Origin of the sequence: Pseudomonas kairouanensis (genome assembly GCF_004682055.1) — a bacterium.
Classification (GTDB): domain Bacteria; phylum Pseudomonadota; class Gammaproteobacteria; order Pseudomonadales; family Pseudomonadaceae; genus Aquipseudomonas; species Aquipseudomonas kairouanensis.
The window spans coordinates 1-23,587 of sequence record NZ_QUZU01000027.1 but is presented as its reverse complement, the minus strand read 5'-3'; the positions used below and the strand labels follow the sequence as shown (position 1 = coordinate 23,587).

The following is a 23,587-nucleotide window of genomic DNA, read 5'->3' as shown; positions in this document are numbered from 1 at the left end:
ATTACAGGCCCAGGTGTTATGCCCGAATACGTCAATTGGCTTCGTCACGCTTCGCCCTATATCAACGCTCACCGGGACTGCACCTTCGTGGTCATGCTGCCCGGCGACGGCGTAGAGCACCCCAACTTCGGCAATATCGTCCACGACCTGGTGCTGCTCCACAGCTTGGGCGTGCGCTTGGTACTGGTACACGGTTCGCGCCCGCAGATCGAAGCGCGCCTTGAAGCGCGCGGCCTTATCCCGGCGTATCACGAAGGCTTACGCATCACCGATGCAGCGACCCTTGAATGTGTGATCGATGCGGTGGGCCATCTGCGTATCGCCATCGAAGCGCGCTTGTCCATGGACATGGCCTCATCGCCCATGCAGGGCTCGCGCCTGCGGGTGGCCAGCGGCAACCTGGTGACTGCACGGCCGATTGGCGTGCTTGAAGGTGTGGACTACCACCACACCGGCGAAGTGCGTCGGGTCGACCGCAAGGGCATCAACCGCTTGCTGGACGAGCGCTCCATCGTGCTGTTGTCGCCTTTGGGCTACTCGCCGACCGGTGAAATTTTCAACCTGGCCTGCGAAGACGTCGCCACCCGCGCCGCCATCGACCTGGGTGCCGACAAGTTGTTGCTGTTTGGCGCTGACATGGGCCTGATCGATGAGCACGGCCGCCTGGTGCGCGAGTTGCGCCCACAACAAGTGCCGGCGCACCTGCAACGCCTGGGCAAAAGCAACTACCAGGCCGAGTTGCTCGACGCGGCCGCCGAGGCTTGCCGTGGCGGAGTAGGGCGCAGCCATATCGTCAGTTATGCCGAAGACGGCGCCTTGCTGACCGAACTGTTCACCCGGGACGGCGGCGGTACGCTGGTGGCCCAGGAACAATTCGAGCTGGTGCGCGAAGCGGCGATTGAAGACGTGGGCGGCTTGCTGGACTTGATCAGCCCGTTGGAAGAGCAGGGCATCCTGGTGCGCCGTTCGCGGGAAGTGCTGGAGCGTGAGATCGAGCAGTTCAGCGTGGTGGAGCGCGAAGGCATGATCATCGCCTGTGCGGCGCTGTATCAGATTGCCGATTCGGATGCGGGGGAGTTGGCGTGCCTGGCGGTGAACCCTGAGTACCGCCACGGCGGGCGTGGTGATGAACTGCTGGAACGGATCGAAACCCGTGCCAGGGCACAGGGTTTGAAGACGTTGTTCGTTCTCACCACGCGCACAGCCCACTGGTTCCGTGAGCGCGGTTTTGTGCCGAGCAGCGTGGACCGCCTGCCGTCGGCGCGGGCGTCGCTGTACAACTACCAGCGTAATTCGAAGATCTTCGAAAAGGCCCTGTAAACCGGGTCCAAGAAATACAGCAGCTTTAAATGTGGGAGCGGTCTTGCTCGCGAAGGCGGTGTATCAGTCTTACATGTGTTGACTGACACGACGCCTTCGCGAGCAAGCCCGCTCCCACATTGGATTGTGTTTAGTCTTGAATGAATTTATCGGTCACAAACGCCGAATAGTCCGGCAGCACTGCCTCAACCTTCCCCTGTTCCTTCAAGAACTTCGCCGTCTCCCCAATCGCCTTCGCCGTACCGCCTTTAAGCAGCGCGTCGGTTTGCTGCGCCTGCGCATCCGGGAACGTGGTGCCGCTCAATAGCTCCGGAATGTCTGCCGCATTGGAACCTGTCAATTTGGCGATTTTCTGCACTGGCGCGGAATCCACCGTCCAGCTGTCTTTATGGGCGGCATAGTCAGCAAAAGAGTCCAGCGTGACCTTGGCAAACTTGGCCACTACGTCAGGGTGTTTTTCCGCAAAGTCTTTACGCGCGACCCACACTTCAAAGGTAGGGGCACCCCACTGACCCACCTGGGCCGCGTCTGTCAGGGTTTTGCCAGTCTTGCGGATCTCGCCCAAGGCCGGTGACCACACGAAGGCGCCGTCGATATCGCCACGTTTCCACGCTGCCGCAATTTCAGCCGGTTGCAGGTTCACCACTTTGACTTTCTTGGTGTCCAGGCCCCAATGCTTCAACGCGCCAAGCAGGCTGTAATGAGAGGTGGAGACAAACGGCGTGGCAATGGTTTTGCCCACCAAGTCTTCGGGTTTATCGATGCCGCTGCCGTTGCGCACCACCAGGGCTTCAGAACTGTTTATCTGCGCCGATACGATAAAGGCCACGATTGGCAGGTTGCGTGAAGCCGCTGCGGCAAGAGGGCTGGAGCCGAGGTTGCCGATTTGCACATCCCCCGAGGCGATGGCAGTTACGACTTCCGGCCCACTGTTGAAGCGACGCCAGGCAATCTTCTCGCCAATGGCCTTTTCATAGAGGCCGTCGGCCTGGGGCACCTTGCTCGGGTCGATGCCGGTTTGGTACCCGATGGTCAAATCGGCGGCTTGGACACTAAAAGAAACTATTAGTGACACAAAAACTGTAACAAATTGACGGGAGGATATGCGTTTGGCCATGATGGCGTCGCCTTTTTGATCGTGAGTGACGTATGCAACTGTCCGGCCACACTAATCGATCTAAAAAAGCGCTAACAAATACCCTTTAGGAATTAGCTTATGGGTTCGGTCGTCTACCCTGATCGGTCCTTGTCGTAAAAAGGCTTATTCCCGAATCGTATGAAAAAGAATGAAATAATTCTTTTTGGGTGTATGAAAAACTCATTACCCTGCAGGGACCAAATCAACTGCTGTTAGACCAAGGTAGTAGACACACAAGGTTACGATTGACTTGTCAGTCACTATCCGGTGCTAATCGCGCATCTGTGGATCGAGGGCGTCAGACCCGAGACCAAAGAAATACAAAAATTAGAAATGAGAGGAGCGGTACATGAATAAGTCCACCTTGGCTTTGGCTGTTGCTTTGGGCGCAATCGCCCAACAAGCAGGCGCTGCCGGTTTCATCGAAGACAGCAAGGCCACACTGGGTCTGCGTAACTTCTACATCAACACGGATAACCGTGATCAGCAGCCAACCTCTAGCTCGAACACTCGGAGCAAGAATGCTGAATGGGGCCAAGGTTTCGACCTGCGTTTCATTTCCGGCTACACCCAGGGCACTGTTCAGTTCGGCGTTGATGCTATTGGCTTGTACGGCGTACGTCTGGATTCCAGCCGCGCTGACCACGGTAACTACAACGGTACTGCGTCCGGTGGCACCGTGTTCCCAAGCGACGGCAACAAGGCTGTCCACGATTACGCCAGCCTGGGCGTGACCGGCAAGGTCAAGATCTCCCAAACCGAACTGAAGCTGGGCACTCTGCAGCCTAAGCTGCCGGTTATCGTGACTAACGATGGTCGTCTGCTGCCACAAACCTTCCAAGGTGGTCAGATCACCACCAACGACATCAAGGACTTGACGCTGGTTGCCGGCCAGATCGAAAAAGCCAAGGGTCGTAACTCCAGCAACAACGAAAACCTGTCGATTGCCAGCGCCAACGCCAGCTCTAACTACAAGACAGGCGTGTTCAGCAACAAGTTCTACTACGCCGGTGGCGACTACAAGCTCACCAAAGACCTGACTGCCCAGTACTACTACGGCAACCTGGAAGACTTCTACAAACAGCACTTCCTGGGTCTGACCCACAACTGGTCGATCGGCCCGGGCGTATTGAAGTCTGATCTGCGTTATTTCAACAGCTCTGACGACGGTAAAAACGGCAACACTCCGGCCTACTACACAAGCGGTAACTACAACGGTTACACCACTGGCAAGGGCAAGGTTGATAACAACCTGTACAGCGGCCTGTTCCTGTACACCGTTGCTGGTCACACCTTTGGTGGTGGTTACCAAGTCAGTAATGGCAGCAGCGACTTCCCTTGGTTGAACCAGGGTGACGGTTCGTCGGCTTACATCACTACCGACATGCAAATCCAGAAGTTCGCCCGTGCTGGCGAGCGTACCTGGCAAGCTCGCTACGCTTACGACTTCGCTAAAGTTGGCGTACCTGGCCTGACGGCTGGTGTCGTCTATCTGAAGGGTGATCATATCGACACCGTGGGTGCCAGCCCTGCACGTACCGAAATCACCGGCCAGTCCGAGTGGGAACGCGATATCTCCATTGCCTACGTAATTCCAGAAGGCCCGCTGAAAAACCTCGGCGTAGCCTGGAAGAACGCAATGTGGCGCACCGACCTGGCGAACACCCGTTCCCAGGACGAAAACCGCCTGATCGTCAGCTACTCGCTGCCACTGTTCTAGTAGCGTGAAGCTGTTGTAAGCCTGTAAAACCTTGCCCGGCGCCATGCCGGGCAAGGTGTTTTGCTTTCAAGTCGGGCTAAACCCCCGCAAGCCCTTCCTGAACCCCTCTTTTTACAGCGTCTCAAGGCCTTCTCGAACCTTGAAAGCGATGGTGCTCCTCGCCCGTTGCGGCGTCCAATGAACACATTTTTAATATTCTTTTATCGTCTAGATAAATCGATATTTATTCTTTTTAAATAATCCCCAATCCATGCACAGTAGGCTCCATAAGCACTCACCAGGAGCCACACCATGAGCCTAAGACTGGGCGATATCGCCCCCGACTTCGAACAGGATTCCAGCGCCGGCAAGATTCGTTTCCACGAATGGCTGGGCGATAGCTGGGGTGTGTTGTTTTCCCATCCGGCCGATTTCACTCCGGTATGCACCACCGAGCTGGGTTTTACCGCCAAGCTCAAGGACGAGTTCGCCAAGCGCGGCGTCAAGGCCATCGCCCTGTCGGTGGACCCGGTGGACTCGCACCACAAGTGGATTGAAGACATCAACGAAACCCAGAACACCATCGTCAATTTCCCGATCCTGGCCGATGCCGACCGTAAAGTGTCGGACCTCTACGACCTGATCCACCCGAACGCCAGTGACACCCTCACCGTGCGCTCCTTGTTCGTGATCGACCCGAACAAGAAGATTCGCCTGACCATCACGTATCCAGCCAGCACCGGACGCAACTTCAATGAAATCCTGCGGGTCATCGACTCATTGCAGCTCACCGACAACCACAAGGTCGCCACCCCCGCCAACTGGCAGGACGGTGATGAAGTGGTGATCGTGCCGTCGCTCAAGGATGAGGAAGAGATCAAGAAACGCTTTCCCAAGGGCTATCGCGCCGTGAAGCCGTACCTGCGCCTGACCCCACAACCTAACCGCTAACGCAAAACCCCTGTAGGAGCGAGCTTGCTCGCGAAGAACCTGAGAGCGCCGCGTTAGACCGGAAAGCTCACGTTATCGTTGACGTTTTTTGCGAGCAAGCTCGCTCCTACAGGGTTGACGATGTGTATTCACAATGCAGGGGTTTTCAGGCCGTTTTAACGGCCTTTTTTTTCGCCTGGCGATTCATAAGTCGTATATGCATTTAAAGAATAAACACATGAAAAAATAAGATTTAAAGATATATAAATCTGCTGATATGGTCTGTTCCATCTTGGCGCCATCGCCACACAGCGAACCGCCGGCACTAGCTCAAGGAATTCCTGCATGTTGGTCGTAACACTTGGAGGCAGTCCCAGCCAGCGTTCCCGCTCCGGGGTGTTGCTGGAAAAAACCCGTCAGTGGTTGCAAGACAAAGGTGTGGAAGTGGTGAGTTACCAGATACGGGACTTCCCGGCTGAAGATTTGCTGCATGCCCGCTTCGACAGCCCCAAGGTCATTGACCTGCTGCAGCAAGTGGCCAATGCCGATGGTTTGGTGATTGCCACGCCGGTGTACAAGGCATCGTTCTCGGGTGCGTTGAAAACCGTGCTCGACCTTTTGCCCGAGCGCGCCCTGGCCCACAAGATCGTGTTGCCCATGGCCACCGGCGGCAGCATCGCCCACATGCTGGCGGTGGATTACGCCTTGAAGCCGGTGTTGTCGGCCCTCAAGGCCCAGGAATTGCTCCACGGCATCTTTGCCGAAGACAGCCAGATCGCTTACGGCGAAGGCAGTGCCCAGGCGCAGTTGGTGCCGGTACTCGAACACCGTTTGCATGAGGCCCTGGAAACGCTCTATGGCGCCATGGCCCGTCGCCCGAAACCGCTGGACCCAAATGTGTTGAACGAACGTTTGTTGAGTGCTCGCTGGAGCATTTAAGCCTCACCGAAACATAGAAGTACTCACCTTACTCAGCCGCCAACGGCCAAGCAGGTGCAGCCAACCCCCTTATCGCACTATTTGGAGAGAGCGCCATGCGCACTGTCATCTTGCGTCGTGGTCTGGTCGCACTGTTTGCTGCGGCTGTGTCCTTCGGCGCCATTGTTCAAGCTCAAGCGGCCGAGACCCTGCGGATCGGTTATCAGAAGTACGGCACCCTGGTGCTGCTCAAGGCCAAGGGCACGCTGGAGAAGCGCCTGGCTGCCCAAGACGTGAAGGTGCAGTGGACCGAGTTCCCCGGCGGCCCGCAACTGCTGGAAGGCCTGAACGTGGGCTCCATCGACTTTGGCGTCACCGGCGAAACCCCACCGGTGTTCGCCCAGGCCGCCGGTGCCGACCTGCTCTACGTGGCCTACGAGCCGCCAGCGCCGACCAGCGAAGCGATCCTGGTGCCGAAAGATTCGACGATCAAATCCGTAGCCGAGCTCAAGGGCAAGAAAGTCGTGCTCAACAAGGGCTCCAACGTGCACTACCTGCTGGTACGTGCGCTGGAAGATGCAGGCCTTAAATACACCGACGTGCAAACCGTCTTCCTGCCGCCCGCCGATGCCCGCGCTGCGTTTGAACGTGGCAGCGTGGACGCCTGGGTGATCTGGGACCCGTACCAGGCCGCCGCCGAAAAACAACTGCAAGCCCGCACCCTGCGTGACGGTACTGGCATCGCTGACAACCACCAGTTCTACCTGGCCACCAAGCCGTATGCCGAGAAGCACCCTGAAGTGGTCAAGGCGCTGATCGAAGAAGTGCGCGCCGTGGGCGAATGGTCCAAGGCCAACCCGCAGGAAGTCACCGAACAAGTCGCGCCACTGCTGGGCCTGCCGGCTGACATCACCCTGACCTCGGTGAAACGCCAAGGCTACGGTGCGCTGTTCCTGACCCCGGAAGTGGTGGCCGCCCAACAGAAAATCGCCGACAGCTTCTACCAACTCAAATTGATCCCCAAGCCTTTGAACATCAAGGACGTGATCTGGACCCCACCCGCCGCCGTAGCCAAAGCGCCTTAATCCGACTTCTTGAAGGAGACAACTCCATGAGCCTCAATATTTTCTGGTTTCTGCCTACCCACGGCGACGGCCATTACCTTGGCACCGCCGAAGGCGCTCGCGCCGTTGATCACGGTTATTTGCAGCAAGTGGCCCAGGCCGCTGACCGCTTGGGCTTTGGCGGGGTATTGATCCCCACCGGCCGCTCCTGCGAAGACTCGTGGTTGGTGGCGGCGTCGCTGATCCCGGTGACCCAGCGTTTGAAATTTCTTGTCGCCCTGCGCCCCGGGATCATTTCCCCGACGGTGGCGGCGCGTCAGGCTGCGACCCTGGACCGTCTGTCCGGCGGCCGTGCGCTGTTCAACCTGGTAACCGGCGGTGATCCAGAAGAGTTGGCGGGCGATGGGTTGTTCCTGAGCCACGAGGAGCGTTACCAGGCGTCGGTGGAGTTCACCCGCATCTGGCGTCGTGTGCTGGAAGGCGAAACCGTGGACTACGACGGCGAGCACATCAGCGTCAAAGGTGCCAAGTTGCTCTACCCGCCGATCCAGCAACCGCGTCCGCCGTTGTACTTCGGTGGTTCTTCCGAAGCAGCCCAGGACCTGGCTGCCGAGCAAGTGGAAATGGTGCTGACCTGGGGCGAGCCGCCAGCGGCCGTCGCCGAAAAAATCGCCCAGGTGCGGGCCAAGGCCGCCAAGCTGGGGCGTACGGTGCGCTTCGGCATCCGCCTGCATGTGATTGTGCGCGAAACCAATGCCGAAGCCTGGCAGGCCGCCGACAAGCTGATTTCCCATGTGGACGATGACACCATCGCCCGCGCCCAGGCTTCGCTGTCGCGCTTTGACTCGGTGGGCCAGCAACGCATGGCCGCCTTGCACGGCGGCAGTCGCGACAACCTCGAAGTCAGCCCCAACCTGTGGGCCGGCGTTGGCCTGGTACGGGGTGGTGCGGGCACCGCGTTGGTGGGCGATGGCCCGACCGTGGCGGCACGCGTGAATGAATACGCGGCGCTGGGCATCGACACCTTTATCTTCTCGGGTTATCCCCACCTGGAAGAGTCGTACCGGGTTGCCGAATTGTTGTTCCCCCATCTGGATATCGAGCGTCCCGAGCTGCCTAAAGGCGCCGGGTATGTGAGCCCGTTCGGCGAGATGGTCGCCAACGACATCCTTCCCAAAGCTGCGTCGGCAAGCTGAGGCAGCCCATGAACTATGAAAAATTGAGCCATCGGGTGGCGCCTTGGGTGCTGCCGATTCTATTGCTGGCGGTGTGGCAGTTGTCGGTGTCGGCAGGTTGGTTGTCGACGCGCATTCTGCCTGCGCCCAGCGCTGTGATTGAAGCCGGCGTCAACCTGGTGGCCAGCGGCGAAATCTGGACTCACCTGGCGATCAGCGGCTGGCGTGCCGGCTTGGGCTTTGTGATCGGTGGCAGCATCGGTCTGGCCCTGGGTTTTATCACCGGTTTGTCCAAGTGGGGCGAGCGCCTGCTGGACAGCTCGGTACAGATGATCCGCAACGTGCCGCACCTGGCGCTGATTCCGCTGGTGATCCTGTGGTTCGGCATTGACGAGACGGCGAAGATTTTCCTGGTCGCCCTCGGCACGCTGTTCCCGATCTACCTGAATACCTACCACGGTATCCGCAACGTCGACCCGGCGCTGGTGGAAATGTCGCGCAGCTACGGCTTGTCGGGTTTCAGCCTGTTCCGCCAGGTGATCCTGCCCGGCGCGCTGCCGTCGATCCTGGTGGGCGTGCGCTTTGCCCTGGGCTTTATGTGGCTGACGCTGATCGTGGCGGAAACCATCTCGGCCAGTTCGGGTATCGGTTACCTGGCGATGAACGCCCGTGAATTCCTGCAAACCGACGTGGTGGTACTGGCCATCGTCATGTACGCCATCCTCGGCAAGCTCGCCGACCTGGCCGCCCGTGGCCTGGAGCGTGTGTGGCTGCGCTGGCACCCGGCTTATCAAGTGAACAAAGGAGGTGCGGCATGACAGCTTTACAACCCCCGCGCCTGCTCAAGGGTATTCCCCTGGCGGTACGCAAGTTGCGCAAGGCCTTTGGTGCGCGCGAAGTACTCAAGGACATCGACCTGCACATTCCGGCCGGGCAGTTCGTGGCCGTGGTCGGCCGCAGTGGTTGCGGTAAAAGTACGCTGCTGCGGCTGTTGGCTGGTTTGGATAAAGCCAGTAGCGGCGAGCTGCTGGCCGGTTCCGCCCCGCTGAGCGAAGCGATTGAAGACACCCGCTTGATGTTCCAGGAAGCGCGCCTGCTGCCGTGGAAAAAGATCATCGACAACGTGGGCCTGGGCCTTAAAGGCAACTGGCGCCCCAAAGCCTTGGAAGCCTTGGAGGCGGTTGGCCTGGCCGAGCGCGCCAATGAGTGGCCGGCGGCGTTGTCCGGTGGCCAGAAGCAACGCGTGGCCCTGGCCCGTGCGCTGATCCACCAACCGCGGCTGCTGTTGCTCGATGAGCCGTTGGGGGCCCTGGATGCCCTGACCCGCATCGAGATGCAGCAACTGATCGAAAACCTCTGGCGCAAGCACGGGTTCACTGTGTTGCTGGTGACCCACGATGTCAGCGAAGCCGTGGCCATTGCCGACCGGGTGATTTTGATCGAGGACGGCGAAATCGGCCTGGACCTGATCGTTGACCTGCCACGCCCACGGGCCCGTGGCTCGCACCGACTGGCCGCGCTGGAAGCCGAAGTGCTCAACCGTGTGCTGTCGTTGCCCGGCACCCCGCCGGAGCCCGAACCTGTTTCACCGCTGCCTACGCAATTGCGTTGGGCTCAATAACTCACTTGTCCCACACAGGAAGAACAACATGACTATTAAAGCCATCAACGTGCGTAACCAGTTCAAAGGCACCATCAAGGAAATCGTCGAAGGCGATGTACTGTCGGAAATCGACGTGCAGACGGCGTCCGGCATCGTGACTTCCGTGATCACCACGCGCTCGGTCAAAGAGCTGGAATTGGTGATTGGCAGTGAAGTGATTGCCTTCGTTAAATCCACCGAGGTGTCGATCGCCAAGTTGTGATTTGCGGCGGTCTTGAGGCCGCCTTCGCGAGCAAGCCCGCTCCCACATTTGGCCGAGTTCCAACGTTGGAATGCATTCAAATGTGGGAGCGGGCTTGCTCGCGAAGAGGCCCTTCCAGCCACCACAAAACTCAACGCTTAGGCAGATAAACCGGCAAGTACAGCCCCACATACGCATCAAACACCCGCATGCCTTCCTCGGCCATCCGCGGCGTGATCAACCCATGCTGATGCACCGAGCGCGCGTACACGCGGTCGCTCAACTCCAGTGCCAAGGCAAACACATCCACATCCTCCGGCAGTGTCGGCACTTCAAAGTGGCGGTTGAACACGGCCAGCATCAAGTCGCCCAATTCCAGATCATGCTGACGGTCCGCCTGGGTCACTTCCGTAAGCCCATGCTGCGCCAGGATCAACTGGCGGGCGGCGGCGTCCTGGTCGTAGACGGTCAGCATGCGCTGTTCGACGATAGAGGACAGGTCACGCCAATGCTTGAGTGAATCATGCTCGATGGGTGCCTGGATGGCCGCGCGGAAAGCCGCGTGCACGTCGGCGGTCAGCGCCTCTAGCAGCGCCGGCACACTGGCGAAAAAGTGATACACCGATGACGGTGGAATCTGCGCCCGCTCGGCCACGCTGTAGATCGACAAACCGGCCACGCCTTCGGCGGCCAGCAGGGTGCGGGCGGCGTCGAGGATCGCATCGATCCGGGCCTGGCTGCGGGCGCGGGGTTTGCGAGGGGCGGGGCGGGTGGTCATGGAAGTCTCCTACAAGGCTGGGGGCATTGTATGAGCAGGTATCTGTGTTGTCAGCCAGGCCGCCTTCGCGAGCAAGCCCGCTCCCACATTTGACCGAGTACCCGCTTTGGAATGCATTTAAATGTGGGAGCGGGCTTGCTCGCGAAGAGGCCACCTCGGTCTCCCAGAAGAAACCCATAAAAAAACGCCCCAGACCAGAGGCCTGTGGCGTTTTTCCAATGCAGCCGCCCGTTAGACGGTATGCAGATACCAGTTGTACTCAAGGTCAGAGATGGAGTGTTCAAACTCCTCCAGCTCACTTTCCTTACAGGCGACGAAGATATCGATGTATTTAGGATCGATGTACTTGGCCATCACCTCGCTGTCGTCCAACTCGCGCAGGGCATCGCGCAGGTTGTTCGGCAGGCTCTGTTCGTTTTGCTCGTAGCTGTTGCCTTCCACCGGTGCGTTGGGCTCGATCTTGTTGGTCAGGCCGTGGTGCACGCCCGCCAACACCGAAGCCATCAGCAGGTACGGGTTGGCGTCGGCGCCGGCGACACGGTGTTCGATACGTACTGAATCGGCAGAGCCGGTGGGTACGCGGATCGCCACGGTGCGGTTATCCAGGCCCCAGCACGGCGAGTTCGGCACGTAGAACTGTGCGCCGAAACGACGGTAGGAGTTGACGTTGGGGCACAGGAACGCCATCTGGGCGGGCAGGGTCTCCAGCACACCGCCGATTGCGTGGCGCAATGCGGCGTTCTGCTCGGGATCCTCGCTGGCAAAGATGTTCTTGCCGTCCTTGTCCAGAATGGAGATGTGTACGTGCAGCCCGTTACCTGCCTGGCCTGGGTAAGGCTTGGCCATGAAGGTGGTGTCCATCTCATGGTCGTAGGCGATGTTCTTGATCAGGCGCTTGAGCAGTACGGCGTAGTCGCAAGCCTTGATCGGGTCGGCGACGTGGTGCAGGTTCACTTCGAACTGCGCCGGGGCACTTTCCTTGACGATGGCGTCGGCCGGAATGCCTTGCTCCTTGGCACCTTCCAGGATGTCCTGGAGGCAGTCGACGTATTCGTCGAGGTCGTCGATCAGGTAGACCTGTGTCGAGTGCGGGCGTTTACCGGAAATCGGCGAGCGGGGCGGTTGTGGGCGGCCGTTCACGTTCTCCTGGTCGATCAGGTAGAACTCAAGTTCGAAGGCGGCGCAGATGGTCAGGCCAAGGTCGTCAAATTTGCTTACAACTTGGCGGAGCACTTCGCGCGGATCGGCGAAGAAAGGTTCACCTTCAAGTTCGTGCATGGTCATCAGCAGTTGCGCGGTGGGGCGCTTTTGCCAGGGCTCGTTGCACAGGGTGTCGGGGATTGGATAACAGATTCGGTCAGCATCACCGATGTCCAGGCCCAGGCCGGTGCTTTCCACCGTCGAGCCGTTGATATCCAGGGCAAATAAAGAGGCAGGCAGGTTAATGCCCTTCTCGTAAACCTTGTGGAGGCTGGTACGTTCGATGCGCTTGCCGCGCACCACACCATTCATATCCGCAATTAGAAGGTCTACGTACAGAACCTCAGGATGATCCTTAAGGAACGCGTTCGCTTCGTTAAGCTGAACGGCACGCGGGGGTACCGACATGATGCAACACCTTTGTTGTTAAAAATATCAATCATTGATCTTTTCTGGTTTCAGTCAACCCGAACGGCATGCCGAAGTCAAGCGAGGGCTTTTTTGCCCTAAAAAAGCGCCGCAAAGGCATTTTCGGGGCTTTTTGGGGCGGTTTTTTGGGTTTGAAGTGAGTAGGACTCGCAGGCTTGAGCGGGCCGTGTTGTATTTTTTACGGGGGTGTTGTGTAAAAAAATGAACAAGGCTAAGCTCGATTCAAACCCATAACAGCAATAATACCGGGGTGCTTCATGTGTCACCTGCCGCCCAACGGCGTCTTGGCCCGCTTGCGCCGGGCTGTGTCATCCGTACATTCCTCCTGCGGCATCGCCCGCGCCCCGGCCAATATTCTTGACGCTTGGGCCGACCTCTTTTTTGCCTCCTCATCTACCGCTCAACCGCGCTCGCCCAGTGTGTTGCTCAAGATTGCGCACAACTTTGGCGTGAGGAATGCAACGTTGCAGCAAATGGCAGGTAAGCTCCTACCCTGAATGAACCAACGACGCGGATGCTGCGTCAACCAACGCCTGGCCTTTAATGGATGCCAGGAAACCCAGCCCAGAGGCATTTATGAGTAACAACCTCGACCAGCTCACCGATTGGTTGAAAGACCACAAGATCACAGAAGTCGAATGCATGATTGGCGACCTCACCGGTATCACCCGTGGCAAGATCTCGCCGACCAACAAGTTCATCGCCGAAAAAGGCATGCGCCTGCCCGAGAGCGTTCTGCTGCAGACCGTGACCGGCGACTATGTCGAAGACGACATCTATTACGAATTGCTCGACCCGGCCGATATCGACATGATCTGCCGCCCCGACCAGAACGCGGTATTCCTGGTGCCCTGGGCCATCGAGCCCACCGCCCAGGTGATCCACGACACCTACGACAAGCAAGGCAACCCCATCGAGCTGTCGCCGCGCAACGTGCTCAAAAAAGTCCTCAAGCTCTACGCCGACAAAGGCTGGCAGCCCATCGTGGCGCCGGAGATGGAGTTCTACCTGACCAAACGCTGCGAAGACCCGGACTTCCCGCTGCAACCGCCAATCGGTCGTTCCGGTCGCCCGGAGACCGGTCGCCAGTCTTTCTCTATAGAAGCAGCCAACGAATTCGACCCGCTGTTCGAAGACGTCTACGACTGGTGCGAACTGCAGGAACTGGACCTCGACACCCTGATCCACGAGGACGGCACCGCGCAGATGGAAATCAACTTCCGTCATGGTGATGCCCTGTCCCTGGCCGACCAGATCCTGGTGTTCAAGCGCACCATGCGTGAAGCCGCGCTCAAGCATGACGTGGCTGCCACCTTCATGGCCAAGCCCATGACCGGCGAGCCCGGCAGTGCGATGCACCTGCACCAGAGCATCATCGACATCGCCACCGGCAAGAACGTCTTCTCCAACGAAGACGGGACCATGAGCCAGCTGTTCCTCAACCACATTGGCGGCCTGCAGAAATTCATCCCGGAATTGCTGCCGCTGTTTGCGCCCAACGTGAACTCGTTCCGCCGCTTCCTGCCCGACACCTCGGCGCCGGTGAACGTGGAATGGGGTGAAGAAAACCGCACCGTCGGCCTGCGCGTACCGGATGCCGGCCCGCAGAACCGCCGCGTGGAAAACCGCCTGCCGGGCGCCGACGCCAACCCGTACCTGGCGATTGCCGCCAGCCTGCTGTGCGGCTTTATCGGCATGGTCGAAGGCCATAACCCGAGCGCGCCGGTGGTGGGGCGTGGTTACGAGCGACGCAACCTGCGCCTGCCGTTGACCATCGAGGACGCCCTGGAGCGCATGGAAAACAGCAAGACCATCGAGAAATACCTGGGTCAGAAATTCATCACAGGCTACGTCGCGGTCAAGCGGGCCGAGCATGAAAACTTCAAGCGCGTGATCAGTTCGTGGGAGCGGGAATTCCTGCTCTTTGCCGTCTGATGCGCCGGGCGCGCCTGGCAAATGGCGCGCCCTTCACTGAAAAGTCTAGGAGATCGGTATGTCCAGCAACAACCCGCAAACCCGTGAATGGCAAGCCTTGAGCAGTGATCACCACCTGGCGCCGTTCAGCGACTTCAAGCAATTGAAAGAGAAAGGCCCGCGCATCATCACCAAAGCCCACGGCGTTTACCTGTGGGACAGCGAAGGCAACAAGATCCTCGACGGCATGGCCGGCCTGTGGTGCGTGGCGATCGGTTACGGTCGCGATGAACTGGCTGACGCCGCCGCCAAGCAGATGAAAGAACTGCCGTACTACAACCTGTTCTTCCAGACCGCTCACCCGCCGGTGCTGGAACTGGCCAAGGCCCTTTCCGACATCGCGCCTGCCGGCATGAACCACGTGTTCTTCACTGGTTCCGGCTCCGAAGGCAACGACACCATGTTGCGCATGGTCCGCCACTACTGGGCGATCAAGGGCCAGCCAAACAAGAAAACCATCATCAGCCGCAAGAATGGCTACCACGGCTCCACCGTGGCCGGTGCCAGCCTGGGCGGCATGACCTATATGCACGAGCAAGGCGACTTGCCGATCCCAGGCATCACCCACATCGCCCAGCCGTACTGGTTTGGCGAAGGCGGCGACATGAGCCCCGAAGAATTCGGCGTGTGGGCCGCCAACCAATTGGAAGAGAAGATCCTGGAACTGGGCGTGGACACCGTCGGTGCCTTTATTGCCGAGCCGATCCAGGGCGCGGGGGGCGTGATCGTGCCGCCGGCCACCTACTGGCCGCGGGTGAAGGAAATCCTCGCCAAGTACGACATCCTGTTTATCGCCGACGAAGTGATCTGTGGTTTCGGTCGTACTGGTGAGTGGTTCGGTAGCGATTTCTACGACCTCAAGCCCCACATGATGACCATCGCCAAGGGCCTGACTTCGGGCTACATCCCCATGGGCGGCCTGATCGTGCGCGATGACGTAGTGGCCGTGCTCAACGAAGGCGGTGATTTCAACCACGGTTTCACTTACTCCGGCCACCCGGTGGCCGCAGCAGTGGCCCTGGAAAACATCCGCATCATGCGCGATGAACAAATCGTTAAGCGCGTGCACGACGAAACGGCACCGTATTTGCAGAAACGTCTGAGGGAACTGGCTGATCACCCGCTGGTGGGTGAAGTTCGCGGCGTGGGCATGCTGGGGGCGATTGAGCTGGTGCAGGACAAGGCCACGCGCAAGCGTTACGAGGGCAAGGGCGCGGGCATGATCTGCCGAACCTTCTGCTTCGAGAATGGCCTGATCATGCGCGCCGTGGGCGACACCATGATCATTTCGCCGCCGCTGGTGATCAGCAAGGCTGAGATCGACGAGCTGGTGGCCAAGGCTCGCCAGTGCCTGGACCTGACTTTGGCGGCATTGCAGGGCTAAGTGCTAGGCTCATGACGCAGGCTTTCGGGCGCTGCGTCTTGAGCAGTTATTAGTGAGGCTTTGGTTGAAAGCCGGCCTCGTAACTTGCCAGACTGTCGCCCTGTTTTGTTGCCCTTTAGACAGGCCGCAGAACGCAGTAAGAACGTGGCCCAAAAAAGAAAAATTGGAGCATCACCAAATGAAGGCATTAGGTTTGAAGAACGCTGGCAAGACCCTCCTCGCCTTGTCCCTGATGGGCGCAATGGCGGGCGCGGCCCAGGCAGACGACAAAGTACTGCACGTTTATAACTGGTCCGACTACATCGCACCGGACACCATCGCCAACTTTGAAAAAGAGTCGGGCATCAAAGTGGTGTACGACGTATTCGACAGCAACGAAACCCTGGAAGCCAAGTTGCTGGCAGGCAAGTCCGGTTATGACATCGTCGTGCCGTCGAACAACTTCCTCGCCAAGCAGATCAAGGCCGGTGTCTACCAGGAGCTGGACAAGTCCAAGCTGTCCAACTACGACAACCTGAACAAATCCCTGCTCAAAGCCGTGTCGGTCAGCGACCCGGACAACAAGCACGCTTTCCCGTACATGTGGGGCTCCATCGGCATCGGCTACAACCCGGAGAAGGTCAAGGCTGCGCTGGGCGTGGACAAGATCGATTCGTGGGACGTGCTGCTCAAGCCTGAAAACATCGCCAAGCTCAAAAGCTGCGGTGTGAGCTTCCTCGATTCGCCAACCGAAATGTTGCCGGTGGCGCTGCATTACCTGGGCCTGCCGACCGACAGCCAGAAGAAGGCCGACCTGAAACAGGCCGAAGACCTGTTCCTGAAAATCCGTCCTTCGATCGGCTACTTCCACTCGTCCAAGTACATCTCGGACCTCGCCAACGGCAACATCTGCGTGGCCGTGGGTTACTCGGGTGATATCGAGCAGGCCAAATCCCGCGCAGCTGAAGCAGGCGGCAAGGTCAAAGTTGCGTACGACATTCCTAAAGAAGGCGCTGGCAGCTTCTTCGACATGGTCGCCATCCCTAAAGATGCCGAAAACGTCGACGCCGCCTACACGTTCATGAACTACCTGCTCAAGCCGGAAGTCATGGCCGCCATCACCAACAGCGTGCACTTCCCGAACGGTAACGAGAAAGCCACTGCGTTGGTGGACAAAGACATCACCAGCGACCCAGGCATCTACCCGCCAGCGGACGTGCAAGCCAAGCTCTACGCGATTGCCGACCTGCCAGCCGCTACTCAACGTGAAATGACACGCAGCTGGACCAAGATCAAATCGGGCAAGTAAGGCTTTAGACCTGTAGGAGCGAGCTTGTGTGGGAGGGGGCTTGCTCCCGATGGCGGTGTATCAGCAACAGATTCAGTGACTGACACTCCGCTATCGGGAGCAAGCCCCCTCCCACCCAAGCTCGCTCCTACAAATAATTAAATGACAGAAAGTTTTGCCGGATCGGTTTATCGAGGGTAAGTTGCGCGCCGGTTTTGTTGCCGGGCAACAACTTTCAGGCCCAACTATTTAAGAGGACCTCCACTTGCCAATTTCTTTATTTCGCAAAGCCATGCTGGTGGGTGCAGGTATCACGCTGACGTTGAGCGTGCAGGCCGCACCAACGGTGCATATTTATAACTGGTCGGACTACATCGGCACCAACACCCTGGCCGATTTCGAAAAGACCACTGGCATCAAGCCGGTGTATGACGTGTTTGATTCCAACGAAACCCTGGAAGGCAAGTTGCTGGCCGGACGTACCGGCTACGACGTGGTGGTGCCGTCCAACCACTTCCTGGGCAAGCAGATCAAGGCCGGGGCGTTCCAGAAACTCGACAAGTCGTTGCTGACCCACTACGCCAACCTCGACCCGGCGTTGCTCAAGCGCCTGGAAAAGAACGATCCGGGCAACCAGTACGCCGTGCCTTACCTGTGGGGCACCAACGGCATCGGCTACAACGTCGACAAAGTGAAGCAAGTGCTGGGCGTGGACCATATCGACTCCTGGGCCGTGCTGTTCGAGCCTGAGAACATGAAGAAACTGGCCACCTGTGGCGTGTCGTTCATGGACTCGGCGGATGAAATGCTGCCGGCGGTACTCAACTACATGGGCCTGAACCCCAATAGCGAGAACCCCGAAGACTACAAGAAGGCCGAAGCCAAGCTGCTCAAAGTGCGGCCCTACGTGACCTACTTCCATTCCTCCAAATACATCTCGGACCTGGCCAACGGCAATATCTGCGTGGCTGCCGGGTTCTCCGGCGATGTGTTCCAGGCCAAGGCTCGTGCGGCCGAGGCCGGCAAGGGCGTGAACATCGCCTACGCAATTCCCAAAGAAGGCGGCAACCTCTGGTTTGACGTACTGGCGATCCCCAAGGATGCCGCCAACGTCAAGGAAGCCCACGCCTTTATCAACTATTTGCTGCAACCTGAGGTGATCGCCCAGGTCAGTGATTACGTCGGCTACGCCAACCCTAACCCTGGGGCGGACAAACTGATGGAGCAATCGATACGCACCGACGAAGCGGTTTACCCACCGCAGGCGGTTCTCGACCGGACATTTGTCAACTTCGAGCTACCCCCGAAAGTGCAGCGTTTGATGACCCGTAGCTGGACCAAGGTCAAGACGGGCAAGTAAGGCTCAACCTATCCTGGGTTCGCCCGCCTCGGGCGAACTGCACTGTTTATTTTGTTGGGAGTTTCGTAAATGGCAGTTGCCTCCGGCGCCTATAAGAAAGCCCTCGAAGGGGACCAGACACCGAAGAAGGTGCTGGTCAAAATCGACCGGGTCACGAAGAAGTTCGACGAGACGATTGCCGTGGACGATGTGTCCCTGGAAATCAAGAAAGGCGAGATCTTCGCCTTGCTCGGCGGTTCGGGTTCGGGCAAATCCACTTTGCTGCGCATGCTCGCAGGGTTTGAGCGCCCAACCGAAGGCCGCATCTACCTGGACGGCGTGGACATCACCGATATGCCGCCCTATGAGCGGCCGATCAACATGATGTTCCAGTCCTACGCCTTGTTCCCCCACATGACCGTGGCGCAGAACATCGCCTTTGGCCTGCAGCAGGACAAGATCCCCAAGGCCGAAGTCGATGCCCGCGTGGCCGAGATGCTCAAGCTGGTACAGATGAGCCAGTACGCCAAGCGCAAGCCGCACCAATTGTCCGGTGGCCAGCGTCAGCGTGTGGCCCTGGCCCGTTCCCTGGCCAAGCGCCCGAAACTGCTGCTGCTCGATGAGCCCATGGGGGCGCTGGACAAGAAACTGCGCTCGCAGATGCAGCTGGAGCTGGTGGAGATCATCGAACGCGTGGGTGTGACCTGTGTGATGGTGACCCACGATCAGGAAGAGGCCATGACCATGGCCGAGCGCATCGCGATCATGCACCTGGGCTGGATCGCCCAGATCGGCAGCCCGATCGACATCTACGAAACCCCTACCAGCCGCCTGGTGTGCGAGTTCATCGGCAACGTCAACATCTTCGAAACCCAGGTGGTGGACGACGCCGAAGGCCACGCAGTGCTCAAGTGCCCGGACCTGGACCGCGACATCTACGTGGGTTACGGCATTGCCACTTCGGTGGAAGACAAGTCGGTGACCTACGCCATTCGCCCGGAAAAACTGCTGGTCACCTCCGAAATGCCGACCTGCGAGCACAACTGGTCCAGCGGCAAGGTGCACGACATCGCCTACCTGGGTGGCCACTCGGTGTTCTACGTGGAGCTGCCCAGCGGCAAGCTGGTGCAGTCCTTCGTCGCCAACGCCGAACGCCGTGGCCAGCGCCCAACCTGGGGTGACCAGGTGTACGTGTGGTGGGAAGACGACAGCGGCGTGGTACTGCGCTCATGAACACAAAAAAGCTCAAGCGGCGCTTGAACCGCCTTGTTCCCAGCGGCAAGCAGGTGGTGATCGGGATTCCCTTCCTGTGGCTGTTCCTGTTCTTCGCCCTGCCGTTTTTCATCGTCCTCAAAATCAGCTTCGCCGAAGCCGACGTGGCGATCCCGCCGTATACCGAGATCTACACCTACGTTGAGCAGAAGCTGCAACTGGTGCTGAACCTGGCCAACTATCAGCTGCTGGCGGGGGACGAGCTGTACATCTCCGCCTACCTGGGCTCGCTGAAAATGGCGTTCTTCAGCACGCTGCTGTGCCTGCTGATCGGCTACCCGATGGCCTACGCCATTGCCACCGCGCGCAAAGAGATGCAAACCGTGCTGGTGCTGCTGATCATGATGCCGACCTGGACCGCGATCCTGATCCGCGTGTATGCGTGGATGGGCATCCTCAGCAACAACGGGTTGCTCAACGGCTTCCTGATGTCCATGGGGTTGATCAACGAGCCGCTGCAGATCCTCAACACCAACATTGCGGTGTATATCGGCGTGGTCTATTCGTACCTGCCGTTCATGATCCTGCCGCTGTACGCCAACCTGGTTAAGCACGATCAGAGCTTGCTGGAGGCCGCCTCCGACCTGGGTTCGAGTACCTTCAACAGCTTCTGGAAAATCACCGTGCCGCTGTCCAAGAACGGCATCATCGCCGGCTGCATGCTGGTGTTTATCCCGGTGGTAGGCGAGTTCGTGATCCCGGAACTGCTGGGCGGCCCGGAAACCCTGATGATCGGTAAAGTGTTGTGGCAAGAATTCTTCAACAACCGTGACTGGCCGGTGGCGTCTGCCCTGGCGGTGGTGATGCTGGCGATCCTGATCGTGCCGATCATCCTGTTCAACCGCAGCCAAGCCAAAGAGATGGAGGGCAAGATATGAAGCGCGTCAGTTTCTCAAGCTTCATGCTGGTGGCGGGGCTGTTGTTCATCTACCTGCCGATGCTGATCCTGGTGATCTACTCGTTCAACGAATCCAAACTGGTGACGGTGTGGGGCGGTTGGTCGATCAAGTGGTACGTGGGCCTGCTGGACAACACCCAGTTGATGGGCTCGGTAGCGCGCTCGCTGGAAATCGCCTGCTACACGGCGGTGGCGGCGGTAGCGCTGGGCACCTTGGCGGCATTCGTGTTGACGCGCATCAGCCAGTTCAAGGGCCGCACGCTGTTCGGTGGCCTGGTGACCGCGCCGTTGGTGATGCCCGAAGTGATCACCGGCCTGTCGCTGTTGCTGCTGTTTGTGGCCATGGCCCAGATGATCGGCTGGCCCCAGGAGCGGGGCATTGTCACCATCTGGATCGCCCATACCACCTTCTGTGCGGCCTATGTGGCGGTGGTGGTGTCGGCGCGTTTGCGCGAGTTGGATCTGTCGATTGAAGAAGCGGCGATGGATTTGGGCGCGCGGCCGTGGAAGGTGTTCTTCCTGATCACCATCCCAATGATTGCGCCATCGTTGGCCGCGGGCGGCATGATGTCGTTTGCGCTGTCCCTCGATGACCTGGTACTGGCCAGCTTTGTGTCGGGGCCGGGTTCGACGACGTTGCCAATGGAAGTGTTCTCGGCGGTGCGCCTTGGGGTTAAACCCGAGATCAACGCCGTGGCCAGCCTGATCCTGTTGGCGGTGTCGTTGGTGACTTTCCTGGTGTGGTTCTTCAGCCGTCGTGCTGAAGAGAAGCGCAAGAAGGCGATTCAGCAAGCCATTGAAGAAGCGGCGGCGGATGGTTGGCAACAGCCGGATAAGCGCCGGGCGCCTGCACCGGTCTAACTGATGCAGCGCGGTTAAAAAATGTGGGAGCGGGCTTGCTCGCGAATACGGAGTGTCAGTCACCAGGTTTGCCGACTGATCCACCGCATTCGCGAGCAAGCTCGCTCCCACATTTGATTGCATTTCAAGGCAACGATTATGCAACCCACGGTGATGTACGAATCACCTCCACAAAATTCATCGGCCTGAACCCTGGCTCCTGATCCACCAGCACATCGGTCTTCACGTTGCCAAACGTGGTCTGCGGACGGTGGCGCAAGCCGTCGGCAAACGCACAGATGATGCACTCCTTGAACCCTTCACCCCGTGGATGCGCATGCACCACCGCTTCGCGCTGCACGCTGGAAAACGCCGCGTAGTCCATGCCCAGTACATCCATTTCTACACCCGCCGTCACCAAGGCCACGGTGGGACGCAGATGCTGCGGCACGCCTGGCGTGGTGTGCAGGGCGATGGACAGCCACACCTGTTCGATATCGTCATCGCTCAGCCCGTAAGGCTTGAGAAAGGCGGCGGCTGCGTTGGCGCCGTCCACTTCGAAACGGTCGTTGTCACTGCGATGGCCTTCCACCAGGCCCAGGTCGTGGAACATTGCGCCCACGTAGAGCAGTTCCGGGTTGTAGGCCAGTTGCTTGCGCTCACCGCTCAACGCGCCGAACAGAAACACGCGGCGCGAGTGGTGGTAGAGCAGGTCGGATTCGACGTCGCGGATGTACTCGGTGGTGGCCCTGGCCAGGGCGCTGTCGGGGATCGGGATACCGGCGATGGTGGTGGTCATGGTGGTGCTCCTCTGGAAAGATCCCAGTCTGGCCGCGTGCCAGTGCGTGGGCTATCGCGGCGGGGGAGCGATCTCGGCCAATGTGGTTGTACATCGCGCCAACGGTGTACTCGATCAAATGTGGGAGCGGGCTTGCTCGCGAATGCGGTCTGTCAGTTAATGCATCCATTGACTGATCCACCGCATTCGCGAGCAAGTCGAATCGTCGCACCGCCGCTCCCACAGGGGTTTGTGTTTATCCAGTTAGAGAAGGTGTGCCTGTTCATGAGCAAAACCGTCGCCATCCTGATCTTCCCCGGTGTCCAGTCGCTGGATGTCACCGGCCCCCTGGATGTGTTCTGCGAGGCCAATCGGTTTCTGGCGCCTGAAGACCACTACCAACTTGAAGTGCTGGGTCTGGTGCAGGGCAACATGGCCGCCTCCAACGGCCTGTCATTGCAAGCTCACCGGCATTACAGCGAAGCCTTGCAAGCCTACGACCTGCTCTTGGTCGCCGGTGGCCCGCAGTTGCCCTTCGAGGACTTCGGCGCGTCCTTCAATGACTGGCTGCGCGGCGCAACCCAAAGAGCCCAGCGCTTCGGCTCGATCTGCAACGGCGCCTTCATGCTCGCCCGCGCTGGATTGCTGGACGGTAAAACCGTCACCACCCACTGGAACGATGCCGCCGACCTGGCGCACCTGTGCCCCACGGCCCAGGTCGAGGCCGACCGCCTCTACGTACAGGACGGCAACCTCTACACCTCGGCCGGGGTCACGGCGGGCATCGACCTGTCGCTGTACCTGCTGGCCCAGGATCACGGCCCGGAAGTGGCGTTGAGCGTGGCCAAGCGCCTGGTGGTGTTCACCCAGCGTTCGGGCGGGCAGTCTCAGTTCAGCCCGTTTCTTACGCCCCACGCCGAAACCACCTCGGCGGTGGCGCTGGTGCAGTTGTACGTGTTGGCGAACCTGACGGGAGACCTGGGCATTGTCGACCTGGCCAAGGCGGCCAATATGAGTGCGCGCAACTTCTCGCGGGTGTTTGCCCGTGAGGCACGGATCACCCCGGCGGAGTTTGTCGAGCGCGCGCGGGTGGACGCGGCGCGGGTGATGCTTGAAAGCAGCCATGCACCGCTCAAGACCGTGGCTTATCAGTGCGGTTTTCGCGATGCGCAGCACATGCGCAGTGTGTTCAACCGCAGGCTTGGGGTGACGCCGCAGCAGTTTCGACTCAACTTCGCAGCCCCGATATAGCAGCACCCCCAATCAAATGTGGGAGCGGGCTTGCTCGCGAAAGCGGTGGGTCAGTCACTGAATATATCGACTGATCCACCGCATTCGCG

General features: G+C 59.2%; 21 protein-coding genes. 17 read left to right on the top strand and 4 right to left on the bottom strand.

The features are described 5' to 3' along the window. Positions 1 to 18 precede the first annotated feature (18 nt). Positions 19 to 1,320: an amino-acid N-acetyltransferase gene (gene argA, locus DYL59_RS19900; protein ID WP_135290692.1), complete on the top strand. Its 1,302-nt coding sequence runs from the start codon at positions 19 to 21 to the stop codon at positions 1,318 to 1,320. A 130-nt stretch (positions 1,321 to 1,450) separates the two neighbouring features. Here argA and tauA read toward each other — a convergent pair whose 3' ends face one another. Next, the gene (tauA, locus tag DYL59_RS19895) at positions 1,451 to 2,437 is read right to left on the bottom strand and encodes a taurine ABC transporter substrate-binding protein (protein WP_135290691.1); all 987 of its coding nucleotides are present in this window, start codon (positions 2,435 to 2,437) and stop codon (positions 1,451 to 1,453) included. A 370-nt stretch (positions 2,438 to 2,807) separates the two neighbouring features. Between tauA and DYL59_RS19890 the strand changes: the two genes are divergently transcribed. The 8 genes from DYL59_RS19890 (at position 2,808) to DYL59_RS19855 (ending at position 10,109) form a co-directional block, all read left to right on the top strand. Then, positions 2,808 to 4,178: an OprD family porin gene (locus DYL59_RS19890; RefSeq protein ID WP_135290690.1), complete on the top strand. Its 1,371-nt coding sequence runs from the start codon at positions 2,808 to 2,810 to the stop codon at positions 4,176 to 4,178. A 291-nt stretch (positions 4,179 to 4,469) separates the two neighbouring features. Then, complete coding sequence (locus DYL59_RS19885) at positions 4,470 to 5,108, top strand: peroxiredoxin (protein ID WP_135290689.1); 639 nt, start codon at positions 4,470 to 4,472, stop codon at positions 5,106 to 5,108. 324 nt (positions 5,109 to 5,432) lie between these two features. Beyond that, positions 5,433 to 6,026, top strand: coding sequence for an NADPH-dependent FMN reductase (ssuE, locus tag DYL59_RS19880; protein ID WP_135290688.1), 594 nt, complete (start codon positions 5,433 to 5,435; stop codon positions 6,024 to 6,026). Between the two features lie 95 nt (positions 6,027 to 6,121). Continuing rightward, complete coding sequence (locus DYL59_RS19875; RefSeq protein WP_135290687.1) at positions 6,122 to 7,090, top strand: sulfonate ABC transporter substrate-binding protein; 969 nt, start codon at positions 6,122 to 6,124, stop codon at positions 7,088 to 7,090. 26 nt (positions 7,091 to 7,116) lie between these two features. Then, positions 7,117 to 8,265, top strand: coding sequence for an FMNH2-dependent alkanesulfonate monooxygenase (ssuD, locus tag DYL59_RS19870; RefSeq protein WP_135290686.1), 1,149 nt, complete (start codon positions 7,117 to 7,119; stop codon positions 8,263 to 8,265). Positions 8,266 to 8,273: 8 nt separating this feature from the next. After that, entirely contained in the window at positions 8,274 to 9,062 is a 789-nt protein-coding gene (gene ssuC, locus DYL59_RS19865; RefSeq protein WP_038850711.1) for an aliphatic sulfonate ABC transporter permease SsuC, read from the top strand. After that, on the top strand, positions 9,059 to 9,865 hold the full coding sequence (gene ssuB / locus DYL59_RS19860; protein WP_135290685.1) for an aliphatic sulfonates ABC transporter ATP-binding protein: 807 nt from the start codon (positions 9,059 to 9,061) through the stop codon (positions 9,863 to 9,865). Before ssuC ends, ssuB begins: the two co-directional genes overlap by 4 nt. 28 nt (positions 9,866 to 9,893) lie before the next feature. Beyond that, a complete protein-coding gene (locus DYL59_RS19855; RefSeq protein ID WP_003213899.1) occupies positions 9,894 to 10,109 on the top strand; it encodes a TOBE domain-containing protein in 216 nt (71 codons plus the stop codon). Positions 10,110 to 10,239: 130 nt separating this feature from the next. Here DYL59_RS19855 and DYL59_RS19850 read toward each other — a convergent pair whose 3' ends face one another. Both DYL59_RS19850 and DYL59_RS19840 read right to left on the bottom strand, forming a co-directional pair. Then, positions 10,240 to 10,866: a TetR/AcrR family transcriptional regulator gene (locus DYL59_RS19850; protein ID WP_135290684.1), complete on the bottom strand. Its 627-nt coding sequence runs from the start codon at positions 10,864 to 10,866 to the stop codon at positions 10,240 to 10,242. A 231-nt stretch (positions 10,867 to 11,097) separates the two neighbouring features. Further along, positions 11,098 to 12,474 (bottom strand): glutamine synthetase family protein, encoded by a 1,377-nt coding sequence (locus DYL59_RS19840; RefSeq protein ID WP_135290682.1) that lies wholly within the window; start codon positions 12,472 to 12,474, stop codon positions 11,098 to 11,100. A 597-nt stretch (positions 12,475 to 13,071) separates the two neighbouring features. Here DYL59_RS19840 and DYL59_RS19830 point away from each other — a divergent pair. From DYL59_RS19830 to DYL59_RS19800, 7 genes are all read left to right on the top strand, one after another. Continuing rightward, a complete protein-coding gene (locus tag DYL59_RS19830; RefSeq protein WP_135290680.1) occupies positions 13,072 to 14,430 on the top strand; it encodes a glutamine synthetase family protein in 1,359 nt (452 codons plus the stop codon). Between the two features lie 58 nt (positions 14,431 to 14,488). Further along, complete coding sequence (locus DYL59_RS19825; protein WP_135290679.1) at positions 14,489 to 15,853, top strand: aspartate aminotransferase family protein; 1,365 nt, start codon at positions 14,489 to 14,491, stop codon at positions 15,851 to 15,853. Between the two features lie 193 nt (positions 15,854 to 16,046). Further along, positions 16,047 to 17,141 (top strand): polyamine ABC transporter substrate-binding protein, encoded by a 1,095-nt coding sequence (locus tag DYL59_RS19820; RefSeq protein ID WP_122488825.1) that lies wholly within the window; start codon positions 16,047 to 16,049, stop codon positions 17,139 to 17,141. A 244-nt stretch (positions 17,142 to 17,385) separates the two neighbouring features. Next, the gene (locus DYL59_RS19815; RefSeq protein ID WP_135290678.1) at positions 17,386 to 18,480 is read left to right on the top strand and encodes a polyamine ABC transporter substrate-binding protein; all 1,095 of its coding nucleotides are present in this window, start codon (positions 17,386 to 17,388) and stop codon (positions 18,478 to 18,480) included. A gap of 69 nt (positions 18,481 to 18,549) precedes the next feature. Beyond that, positions 18,550 to 19,692 (top strand): ABC transporter ATP-binding protein, encoded by a 1,143-nt coding sequence (locus DYL59_RS19810; protein ID WP_105697208.1) that lies wholly within the window; start codon positions 18,550 to 18,552, stop codon positions 19,690 to 19,692. Further along, positions 19,689 to 20,609, top strand: coding sequence for an ABC transporter permease subunit (locus DYL59_RS19805; RefSeq protein WP_135290677.1), 921 nt, complete (start codon positions 19,689 to 19,691; stop codon positions 20,607 to 20,609). The genes DYL59_RS19810 and DYL59_RS19805 overlap by 4 nt, the downstream gene beginning before the upstream one ends. Next, positions 20,606 to 21,490 carry an ABC transporter permease subunit gene (locus DYL59_RS19800; protein ID WP_135290676.1) on the top strand — a complete coding sequence of 295 codons (885 nt, stop codon included), beginning with the start codon at positions 20,606 to 20,608 and terminating at the stop codon, positions 21,488 to 21,490. The genes DYL59_RS19805 and DYL59_RS19800 overlap by 4 nt, the downstream gene beginning before the upstream one ends. A 136-nt stretch (positions 21,491 to 21,626) precedes the next feature. Here the strand turns inward: DYL59_RS19800 and DYL59_RS19795 are convergent, their stop codons facing one another. Then, positions 21,627 to 22,268, bottom strand: a complete 642-nt coding sequence (locus tag DYL59_RS19795; protein WP_135290675.1) for an HD domain-containing protein — start codon at positions 22,266 to 22,268, stop codon at positions 21,627 to 21,629. 264 nt (positions 22,269 to 22,532) lie between these two features. Here DYL59_RS19795 and DYL59_RS19790 point away from each other — a divergent pair, with 264 nt between their 5' ends. Continuing rightward, positions 22,533 to 23,498 (top strand): GlxA family transcriptional regulator, encoded by a 966-nt coding sequence (locus DYL59_RS19790; protein WP_135290674.1) that lies wholly within the window; start codon positions 22,533 to 22,535, stop codon positions 23,496 to 23,498. Positions 23,499 to 23,587: the final 89 nt, after the last annotated feature.